Annotated in this window: 12 protein-coding genes and 1 pseudogene; all 13 read right to left on the reverse strand. The window is 37.8% G+C overall.

Annotated features, from left to right (window positions below; all coding sequences use genetic code 11):
• Positions 1–191: pseudogene (locus tag EXE10_RS19410) on the reverse strand (phage head morphogenesis protein); the annotation flags it as partial.
• A 37-nt stretch (positions 192–228) separates the two neighbouring features.
• The gene (locus EXE10_RS19415) at positions 229–426 is read right to left on the reverse strand and encodes a hypothetical protein (protein ID WP_087554264.1); all 198 of its coding nucleotides are present in this window, start codon (positions 424–426) and stop codon (positions 229–231) included.
• Positions 427–490: 64 nt separating this feature from the next.
• Positions 491–1954, reverse strand: coding sequence for a phage portal protein family protein (locus EXE10_RS19420; protein WP_130114452.1), 1464 nt, complete (start codon positions 1952–1954; stop codon positions 491–493).
• A gap of 15 nt (positions 1955–1969) precedes the next feature.
• Entirely contained in the window at positions 1970–3646 is a 1677-nt protein-coding gene (locus tag EXE10_RS19425; RefSeq protein WP_130114453.1) for a terminase, read from the reverse strand.
• Positions 3643–4149 (reverse strand): DUF2280 domain-containing protein, encoded by a 507-nt coding sequence (locus tag EXE10_RS19430; RefSeq protein ID WP_130114454.1) that lies wholly within the window; start codon positions 4147–4149, stop codon positions 3643–3645. Before EXE10_RS19430 ends, EXE10_RS19425 begins: the two co-directional genes overlap by 4 nt.
• Before the next feature lie 52 nt (positions 4150–4201).
• The gene (locus EXE10_RS19435; RefSeq protein WP_130114455.1) at positions 4202–4843 is read right to left on the reverse strand and encodes a putative metallopeptidase; all 642 of its coding nucleotides are present in this window, start codon (positions 4841–4843) and stop codon (positions 4202–4204) included.
• Positions 4844–4907: 64 nt separating this feature from the next.
• Positions 4908–5309, reverse strand: a complete 402-nt coding sequence (locus EXE10_RS19440) for a hypothetical protein (protein ID WP_130114456.1) — start codon at positions 5307–5309, stop codon at positions 4908–4910.
• Positions 5310–6098, reverse strand: coding sequence for a hypothetical protein (locus tag EXE10_RS19445; protein ID WP_130114457.1), 789 nt, complete (start codon positions 6096–6098; stop codon positions 5310–5312).
• Positions 6099–6201: 103 nt separating this feature from the next.
• Positions 6202–6642: a hypothetical protein gene (locus EXE10_RS19450; protein ID WP_130114458.1), complete on the reverse strand. Its 441-nt coding sequence runs from the start codon at positions 6640–6642 to the stop codon at positions 6202–6204.
• A gap of 45 nt (positions 6643–6687) precedes the next feature.
• Positions 6688–7242 (reverse strand): hypothetical protein, encoded by a 555-nt coding sequence (locus EXE10_RS19455; protein ID WP_130114459.1) that lies wholly within the window; start codon positions 7240–7242, stop codon positions 6688–6690.
• Positions 7243–7297: 55 nt separating this feature from the next.
• Positions 7298–7471, reverse strand: a complete 174-nt coding sequence (locus tag EXE10_RS21600; protein ID WP_165383055.1) for a hypothetical protein — start codon at positions 7469–7471, stop codon at positions 7298–7300.
• Positions 7472–7474: 3 nt separating this feature from the next.
• The gene (locus tag EXE10_RS19460; protein WP_228256866.1) at positions 7475–7672 is read right to left on the reverse strand and encodes a hypothetical protein; all 198 of its coding nucleotides are present in this window, start codon (positions 7670–7672) and stop codon (positions 7475–7477) included.
• 1233 nt (positions 7673–8905) lie between these two features.
• A complete protein-coding gene (locus tag EXE10_RS19465) occupies positions 8906–9436 on the reverse strand; it encodes a hypothetical protein (protein WP_130114460.1) in 531 nt (176 codons plus the stop codon).
• Positions 9437–9592 lie beyond the last annotated feature (156 nt).

Genomic DNA, 9592 nt, shown 5'->3' on the forward strand with positions numbered 1-9592 from the left:
TAAGTACTACCGTCAGCAATTGATTTATTGACCACTTTAATAACAGTCTCTACTTGTTCAATACTTGATAAAAACCCGACGGTTGTTGCCAACTGTCGGGTTTTAAGATCCATAGAATAAAACTCATCAGGTAGCACTATTTTTCGCTCATGTGCAAATCGAAGTGCTTCAAGGAAAGTGACTGGTTGCATATGCTCACCTGCAAACTTTCCGATAATGAGCGAAAAGTTATCTAAATAAACTGTTTACTGAATTTACAATCCATTGAAGTAAACCAAGAAAAATAATAATACCAATGATGATTTTCCAACCATTAGCTCTACTTCCAGACTTATCTTTCTTCTTTGCTTTTGGTTGTATAGCGCCACAATTACGCTCCTGACACACACCAAATAAAGTTGTTCCACCGCAATACTTACAATTCATCTTGCTATTTCTTATTGAGTTAAACACTCAACAAGAATGACAGCTCACAAATACAAAATCCAGACTACTTTTCACCTTGAGCTGTCACATAACCCAATACATCTGCTGCATATAAGGCTCGCTCAAGATTAACTGCAAACTGAGATTGTGAAGCACTTGGTATCAATTGCATTAAATTGGATGCTAAATCCTCAGGTGATTTACTTGATTGAATTAACTCGTTCACTTGCTTTTGATTTAACAACTCAACTGCTGGTTGTGAATCAGTGAGCTCTTCAACTTCCTGCTGTTCACTTGAAAGTTTCTGAGTATCGGCTTTAAAGCTAAATGCGCGTCGTGGCAGTGCGTTAAACTGTGTTTGAGGCTGAATAGTTGACTCAGCAATATCACCATCTTGCAAACCATATTCACGCTGAAAGTACTGTGGTGTTAGGTTTGCACCTGCGTTTTTAAGGTGTGCATCTCGCTCAGCTTGATCTTTATTCAGCGGTTTAGGTTTTTCACCTAAAACAACCTCATACTTGCCCCAGTTATTTAAAGCGCATAATGCATTCACAATCGCTTGAAGGGTTGGGGTAATTAGGCGCATATCTGACTTGAGTTTATCAAGTCTGACATTTTCATGTACCTGACCAAGTGCGCGACTACCAGTTCCATCTGTACCACTTGTTAGGGTTTGCCCTAATACAACTTTTTGGATTTGACGTAGCAATTGATTGTTAAAAGATTCAAATGCAGCACCCGCGGTACCACTCGCCCCTGATGTTCCAAGCACCTGTACATCATCCAAACCATCAATTGATAAAACACTTTGAGCATGAGCACTCAGTAAAGCGTTATTCATTTCGGTAGTCGTGGTATTCTTGCTTTTGATCTTGCCAAGTAAGATTGGAGTTCCAAAACGCTCCAAAAATTTAGCCCAAAACTTAAAACCATTTTGCTTAAAGAAGTACAACCAATACAAAGTAGCTAATAAAGCTTTACCATATGGAAATTCAAATGAAGCTTTTCTTCGAGTTAAGAAGAACTTAAATACTTGATCTACTTCTTGTTCTATAGATGTTCCATCTTGCCGATATATCAAGCGTCCATCATTTTTAGGTTCAAACCATTGCATTGGTTTTTCACCAATCCATTCAATACCGATATATCCTTCTGGTTTAAGCTCATAAACAGCCTCTTGAACTGAGTAACCAAAAAATAATGCATTCAATCCACAAGAAACAATCTCGTAATACCATTCTTTAATCATTTTACTTAATAATTCAGCCTCTTTAGTATCATTTGGCTCAAGTCTGAAAGGTGCAGCAAGCAATGCATCTAACCGAGTTTCAATTGTTTGCGCTATCTCATCATCATCCATCATGATTCTAAGCTTATGTCGCTGAATACCTGCCTTTCTGAGAACCTCATCTGTATCTGGTTGACGACCAAAATTGACTAAAAATCGAGTTACTGCTTCTTGAGAGTATAAACTCCCGTTAGACAAAGCCTTTTTTGACGCTTTGTCTTTATTTGACTTTGCCATATATTTACCTGTGAATTAAAAAACTCGACTGCCCGCACCAGATGGTTTAAGACCTTTGCGACCTTGCACACCACTAAAGCAGATCATCACGCTATCTGCACGGTTTGGAGATGATGCTCCATCTGGCTGTTTGTTGATTAGAATTTTCCCTGCACCATTTTTGGTGTATGTAGGCTGTGACAATTCTGTTGTTAAAGCTTCCAATTCAGCCTTAGGTATATCTTCACTTGATAGTGAAATAATTGAGTCAGGATCAAATTCCATCCCTTTAAGCGCACGATATGTGTTTTGGAATCGTAAGCGGAGTGACCACCATGCTTGTGCCTTAAGGTTGGCAAAGAAATCAATATTTTTACGCGCTTCAACCATTTCTTCATCTGGCTCAAATACTGAACCAGAACCACGAAACGGATCTACATCAATCTCAGGAATGCCTTTCTCTCGATTTAGCTCGTTGATCACGCGCGCATCACCACGCACACCAGCACCTAAACCATCTGCATCATATAGAAAATGATCCAAATTTCGCTCAAGGCTTATATCAATCGCCTTTTGCGTCGTTCCAAAGATGTCATCACCTACACCAGACCAAGTATCTAAGTACTGCAATACGACGCCATAACGATCAGCAAATGAATTCTTATCTTTACCCTCATCAGCTACATCAAGACCACCAATTCGTTCGCCTGAAGGTCTAATATCAAGTTTTATGTGGGCATCCACGGCGGCTTGAACCCAGGCGCTTGGAATTAATACACCCTCAACTGATGCAGCGTAGTTAATATCAACCTCTTGCGCTAAAACCACATCATCTAAAGTGGCTATTTGCTTTTCGTACCATGGGTAAATCAACTTGCCACGTAATTCAACCTGCCAATTCTTGTCAGGATTAGCACGCCAAGGCATTGTAAAAATTGAATAACGACCACTAAAGCGATCTCGATAGAATCTGTCACCAATACCATTAGGTGTTGAACCTTTGATATGTACGTTGGTGTTTTGTGATATTGCAGCATCTACAGCTTCTTGACGCTCTACGAATGCCCATTCATCAAGAAAATACATTGTAGTACGACCACCTCGACCAATATTATCGCCCGCTTCACCAGTAATGGTCGCACCATTGTCAGGGTTAAGTATTCGCATATAGTTGTCGTGAACTTTCTCAACAAACTTTTCAGGTTTCAACCAATCTGGCATTTTCGAGAACATATCCCGAAACTTGTGAAGCAATGTTTTTGGATCACCCTTCTTATCCACAAGTTCCTCTTTACGACTCCCTACACCACCTGCAAAACCCTCAACAAATAACCATCGATGCAGGTAAAACCCTAACACAACGTATGACATACCCTCATCGCGACTCTTTTCAATCAAGCCATGTGTTTGAGTGTTCTCACGTTCTAACAACCAATCAACCAGTTCAACTTGTTTAGGTCTAAGTACAAATGGAATATTTGCAGGCAACCCAAAAGCCATACCACGCGGATCATATGTCCAAATCCAATTGTTAAACCAGTGAATCAGATCTGTTTTGCATTTGTATATCTCAGCCTGAATGCTTAACTCGTTTTGCTCGATGACTGCTTTGTAGTAGTAACGGCGCGTCATTTCTGCAACAACCTCAGGCAAGCGTGTATTAATCGTCCACTCTTTAATTAGAGGTGCGATTTCATCTAATGCGTATGTCATAACTTACCTGTGATTGCTAAGCGAGAGATTTCTGCAGGTGTAAGTTTTGCAAGATCATCTGGGGTGAATGTTGGTTTTAGTTGTTTTTGCTCATTCTCTGTTTTTATAGGTCCACCGTTTGCGCCAGTGATTTCTATCTTTTTCTCGTAATGACCTTTCACGATCTTTTGAATCTGATCAATTAGCTTGATTGCTAAGACTGTATTGCCTTTCTTTGATACCAGTAGATCACTAAGAATCTGCAACTGAACAATGTCATTTGCACCGACGATGTTGTGAAGCGGTTGGGCAATATATTCTTTTCGAGCTTCTTTGAATAAATCTACAAACTCTTGGGATAATTCAGCACCTGCAACCTTAGTTGGGTCGTATGTTTCCACTTGCTGTGGGGATACATCAATGTTGAATTTTTCCTTGATGTCCTTAACCACTTCAGTAGGTGTCATAAACTGCGCAAGTGACCGAACAATAAAGACTTTTTCAACTTTTTTCAGTCTTGCCATAACTCACCATCCATCAAGGTACATCAAGGTAAGTGGGCAAAAAAATTTAAAACTAACCTATTACACAAGTCCCACAACACGCAGTAATACTTTTTTCAGACACAAACGGCGCATTCTTTGCGATTTCCAATAATCGTTTGACGTTTGCATCTGCGCCCCATCGTTTAGTCTCACCAAAGAACACCTCTACGTCGTGGCCAGCAAGATAATGCTTAGGCAAGCCAGTCGCATCACTACATATAGGTTCACCATCTTCATCGCGTTCAACACCGATGTGATATAGCTCATGTTCAATCAAACGGCAAAACTCAATATCATTCGAGTTTTCACAAAAGCTTGCATCGACAGTGATTAAGTACACTGGCACAAAGCCGAACCAGTCCCGCATCTGCTGTTCTTGTCGTGCTTTCTTCCAACCACCTTGGTTAAACATGACCTTTTCACATTGGCCCAATACCATACGCTTTTTAGCCATGGCGGCAGATGAAGCCCATGCAAATGCTAGAAACTCGTCATTGTCGTGAAGTAACTCAGCAATATGATCATGATCGGGATTATGTAAGTGACCACCGACAGTAAGCCAATTCGCAACAACCCATTCTTTTAAATCAGGTGCAGGTTGAAGTCGTATTGCTTCTTCTTCCTCAGCCTGATCAATAAAGTCAGTCGGTGGGAATGGTCTGATTTGGTCCATATTTCACCCATAAAAAAAACCCACATACAAAATGTGAGTTTTATTAAATCATTTAACTTTCGAACTAAGGATACTTCTGTTTTAAAATATCTAGATCATCTAAAAGTTTCTTTCCTTGTAGCAATGCTGCTTGCGTACTGATATAAGTTTGCTGGTCATTCTTATTAATACTGTAATCTGCGAAATGTCGCTGCGCCTTAAGAGTTTTTAACTCTCGACTAAAGCGACTGAGAGTCAAGTCCATATGTGTACGTTGAAGCGCCAATAAACAGCTGGTGTACTTTTCATGAGAGTTCCCCTCAGCTTCATCTATTTCATCAGGAAAGCGTTGATCTATCCAATCTCGTGTAGCTAAATAGACTGCATAATAGGTACGCCCAACTACAGTACGGTTAATTGCCTCATTTTCTTCTGTATTTGCATCATGTAAATTTTTAGCAACGATATAAAAGTCTTGAACATCCATTTACGCAACAATCTCACCTTTTTGTACAATTGCAGTACTATGTTTAACATAGATCACAACTTTCTCTATTTGCTGTTGCTCTCCGTCATTAGCTTCTGCATACCATGCCATAATGACATCTTGTAAATGGCTGTTAAAGTCAAATAAGTCTTTAGCGTTATCAATTGCTGTATGTACAGTTATGATTAAATCTTGGGATTCATAATTAAAGAAAGACTGAGTTTTACCGTTATATTGTGCATAAAACTCTTGATAAAATAATGCCATAATTTTTCTATAAACAGGCAAAGAAACACCCAGCTGTTGAGTTTGGCGCACTCTCTCATACACACCATATTTACCAAACTCTCTTAATTTTAAATCCAATTGAGCATCATTATGTGAATCTGTAATAAGGTACGTAGACACCATATGTTCTAATAGAGCATTCAGCTCTTGAATATTCTCAAATTTTTGCTTCAACGCTGATAGGTAGGTTGTAATAAAAGCATCGATATCAGCTGTCTCGATATAAAGTTTCAGTAATTTTTCCCATGCAAGGTAAGATTGATTATTAGTCAATTTCAATACATTCTTCAATATATCAACTGCTATATCATAATGATTATAGTAAGCCTCAATACTTGATTTAAGACATTGCGCTTGTATAGGGTCATCTACTGCCAAACTTCTAACAATATGAATTAATTTTCTTTTTTTAAACTCTTCATTTTTTAAATTTTTTTTCCCACTTTGCCCTATTGTATCATTTAGATACTTAATATCAGGAGCGGGGTTTATATGACTCATGGGGTATACCCTAAATGTGAGAAACACTATGAATGAATAATATAATACCGTACTTTAAGCACCAAATACAATTTACGCAAATTTAGACTTCAGAACAACCGAATTAATTTAAAACATGCCTCTTCAAATTCCTCAACCACTGACTCGAAAAATTAGCTTCAACCTGCAGTGGTCCATCTGCCTGAATTTTATATCTTGGTGCTGACTCTATTCGTACAACGGTATAACCCATCTCTTCAGCAACATCATAACGATCCATGCTCCAAGCTTTATTTGCCAACTTGCCTTTACGACCACCTGACCATGGCCCACCTGATATTTCAACTAAAATTCTGTGCTCAATTAAATGAAAATCAAAACGCCAATGCTTTGTAGACTCAAACTGAAATGTCTTTTCGTATTTAATTTCAAATAAATTTAAAGCATGTTCAAAACTCTCAAATGCTTCTAAATATTTTTCAGTTGCTTTGGGTAATGGTCTAGTTCTAGGTTTTCTTTTTATTTCAGATTTTTTGGTGAGTTGAGTGTATTGGGATGGATCCATGGTTTTACTCAATAAAAAAAACCTCCCGAAGGAGGTTTTAATTTCTCAAAGTTCAAGTTTTGAAACTTTTGAGCTAATGACTTTCCAGCCCATTCCTTCTTTATTCTCAATAATTATAGAATCTTGCAAGGATGGGCCAGCATTCGGATCATCCTCAGCGAATTTTCCAGACGTAATTTTAAATAAATTGTTACTTAGTTGCTTAAATTCACTAATAAATCGGTAATTGATGTGTTTATCTACATCTTCACCAAACGGATAATCCCCAGTAACTATATATGGTCTATTTTTTGACATTTTAATTACTTGAGTAAGAGTCGCGTAATATGTTCCACTACCACCTGCGCAAGCTTGATCCCCAGCCCACAGCACGAAAAACTCATTTTGCCCCCAATTATCGATATCTTTATTTATCACATAAACATCATTAATAGTGGTTTGAACTTTACCATTCTCCCCCTTATTAAAGGTTGTATCACAAGCTATTGAATTAGCATAATTTTTCACAACATTCAAAGCTTGATTTTTTTCAATTACATCTGAGCCCGCATGTACTTGAAATGACAAAACCAAACCTAACAAACTAACTTTAAGTTTCATTATTATCCCTATAATTAATTTAGAAACAATAAATTATCAACTTAGCTAAGCAATATCAATCATTTATCACAAGTTTTAAATTCCCAATACGCTCTTTCAATTTGATCATGATCTCATCAATCGCTATCAACTCACCACGAGTCAATCCAGTTCTACTCAATGTCTGATATTTAGAAAGCTCATCGCAACAGAGCTTTAATTCTTGTTTTGCTTGAACTCTGTCTGTCATAACTTACCGCCCTTGCCGCGCATACTTACGACGTTTTGCTTGGCTTACTCGATTTGGTTTTGATTTGTACTTTTTTGGTTGAGTTGAGCGCAGTACGCTAGATAAAGAATTTAACCCATCAGCTGCTTGATTCAATTCTCTTGAAGTTAGAGATTCAGACATACCGAAAGCAGCCATAACCATTCCCAATAATCGACGCATGCAATTCTCCAAAAAATAAACCCCGAACAATGTCAGGGAAAATGTCACCACATTCCTATTCAAAATCATCTATTTGATAGAAAACTTTGAGTAAAAATATCAGCGGTTTTGTCAAAAAAGACAAAGGAAACGTAGCGAAAGGTGTTTGTTTAGCTTTATTTTAAGCAATAAAAAACCCACAATTTAAGGGAAAATTGTGGGTATCAAATTACATAGGCGATCGGGGCTGACCACCTATACCAAGTATATTACTCGGAATTAAACATAGAGAAAATAGCAAATTAAATAAATTTAATACCAAGGCTATTCCGTAGAACCTAAGCTATAGATTAGGTATTTATTACTTAAATATTGAATATTTTTCCATTTGTAAAAAAAGTTGCTATATACTAATCAATATAAGACCAATAAATGAATAAGAAGACAGCGCAAAATAAACCCTGTAGATTAGGAGAAACTACAGGGTCTTTTTTTGAGCTAAAGGCTAAGACAAACATAAAAAAGAAAACAAACAGCGCAATTAATGCTAGTAAGATTTATATTCTAATCCTGAATCTAAAAATGAGCAATACTATTTGTAGTAAATTTCACATTAATTCAACTTTACTATATTTTACTCACATATTTAACCAGCTTTTAATTTTCCCAATGCCCTGTTTGTCGTTAACTCCACTCCTGACTTTTTCTTAGAGTATGAATAATATGACTTGTTTACCTGCTTTAACTGAATAAGCTACAAGATCAAAAAAAGGACGTGGTGATCTGCCACATCCCTGCCTCAGATTACGATATTGATCAGCTCGGCAACTGATCTACCGCTACTCAACACGACAAACATTTCAAAGTTAGCTATTGATCTGCTCTGTGTCTTTCAACTCCATTTTGGCGGGGAGTCACCCACAACTTAAGGCTCTGAGGCTAACTCAATGTGTGACGAAATCACATTGGATTCAAACCGATTTATACGGCTGGTTTCTGCACCCCACCGTTTGCGCTTATAGTTCACCATTATTCTAGCAAACGTCACAAATCCAAGTTGCTTTTAAAGCTAACGGTCTTTCATGAGTCAATCCTCAATTGATCACTTGTGCATGTCACAAGCACCTTTATAAAATTTAGACAAAAAAATACCCACTAGATGGAATAGTGGGCAGCAAAAACTGTTTTGGTCTCGGAAAGCTGTAATACGACCAGAATATAAAAATAATACCTTATATGCCGTTATTTTGTCAATTAAGCTTTTCGCATATCTTTTCGATAAATATCAGTATAAAAATCAATCTCATCTTTCATGTCATTCAGTATGCTTTCAACCATAAATTCCAAATAAACATAATTCTTGCGATAGGTTTCAGGCTTCACTTCTTTTAATCCGAAAAACTTTAATTTTTCTTCAATCGTAAATCCATTAATTCCACGCAAATTAAAAAACAAACCCATCTTTGCTACTTTGAATGCAAAAGACTTCAAATCAAACCTAATGCGCTGCACATCCTTTGCCAATGCTTCGTATAAAATCGCTGCCAAGTGGTGATGCAAAGTGTGATAAGCCATAGTGTTATCCCGATAATCACCCCACACCAAAAGCTCACAATATGCCTTTGTTGCCTTATCCTCAATTGAAGCTATAGCGCCGCAACGATCCTCCCAATTAGGCGCATCACCACCAGTCGAAGCAGTAGAGATTTCATAGTTTGCTGTTTTCGCTCTCATTTGCTGACCCATCCATTCCAAATTCGATAACTTCTCTGCTACTGCGTTCATAATTGCCCCTTATTTCCCAAATACACCCAAAATCATCATCGTGAAAAGAAATGCAACCAACACGATCATTTCATTTCTATCCATCAGTCCACCCCCCAAATCAACATTCCCGCATCACGCTGCTCTTGATTCGTTCGACCTTGCCAGCCTGTGATA

Source organism: Acinetobacter sp. WCHAc060033, from assembly GCF_004209125.1.
GTDB lineage: Bacteria > Pseudomonadota > Gammaproteobacteria > Pseudomonadales > Moraxellaceae > Acinetobacter > Acinetobacter wuhouensis.

Coding starts and splice junctions, on each gene's coding strand:
- EXE10_RS19415 (WP_087554264.1), bottom strand. CDS start 426: ATGAATTGTAAGTATTGCGGTGGAACAACTTTATTTGGTGTGTGTCAG.
- EXE10_RS19420 (WP_130114452.1), bottom strand. CDS start 1,954: ATGGCAAAGTCAAATAAAGACAAAGCGTCAAAAAAGGCTTTGTCTAAC.
- EXE10_RS19425 (WP_130114453.1), bottom strand. CDS start 3,646: ATGACATACGCATTAGATGAAATCGCACCTCTAATTAAAGAGTGGACG.
- EXE10_RS19430 (WP_130114454.1), bottom strand. CDS start 4,149: ATGGCAAGACTGAAAAAAGTTGAAAAAGTCTTTATTGTTCGGTCACTT.
- EXE10_RS19435 (WP_130114455.1), bottom strand. CDS start 4,843: ATGGACCAAATCAGACCATTCCCACCGACTGACTTTATTGATCAGGCT.
- EXE10_RS19440 (WP_130114456.1), bottom strand. CDS start 5,309: ATGGATGTTCAAGACTTTTATATCGTTGCTAAAAATTTACATGATGCA.
- EXE10_RS19445 (WP_130114457.1), bottom strand. CDS start 6,098: ATGAGTCATATAAACCCCGCTCCTGATATTAAGTATCTAAATGATACA.
- EXE10_RS19450 (WP_130114458.1), bottom strand. CDS start 6,642: ATGGATCCATCCCAATACACTCAACTCACCAAAAAATCTGAAATAAAA.
- EXE10_RS19455 (WP_130114459.1), bottom strand. CDS start 7,242: ATGAAACTTAAAGTTAGTTTGTTAGGTTTGGTTTTGTCATTTCAAGTA.
- EXE10_RS21600 (WP_165383055.1), bottom strand. CDS start 7,471: ATGACAGACAGAGTTCAAGCAAAACAAGAATTAAAGCTCTGTTGCGAT.
- EXE10_RS19460 (WP_228256866.1), bottom strand. CDS start 7,672: ATGCGTCGATTATTGGGAATGGTTATGGCTGCTTTCGGTATGTCTGAA.
- EXE10_RS19465 (WP_130114460.1), bottom strand. CDS start 9,436: ATGAACGCAGTAGCAGAGAAGTTATCGAATTTGGAATGGATGGGTCAG.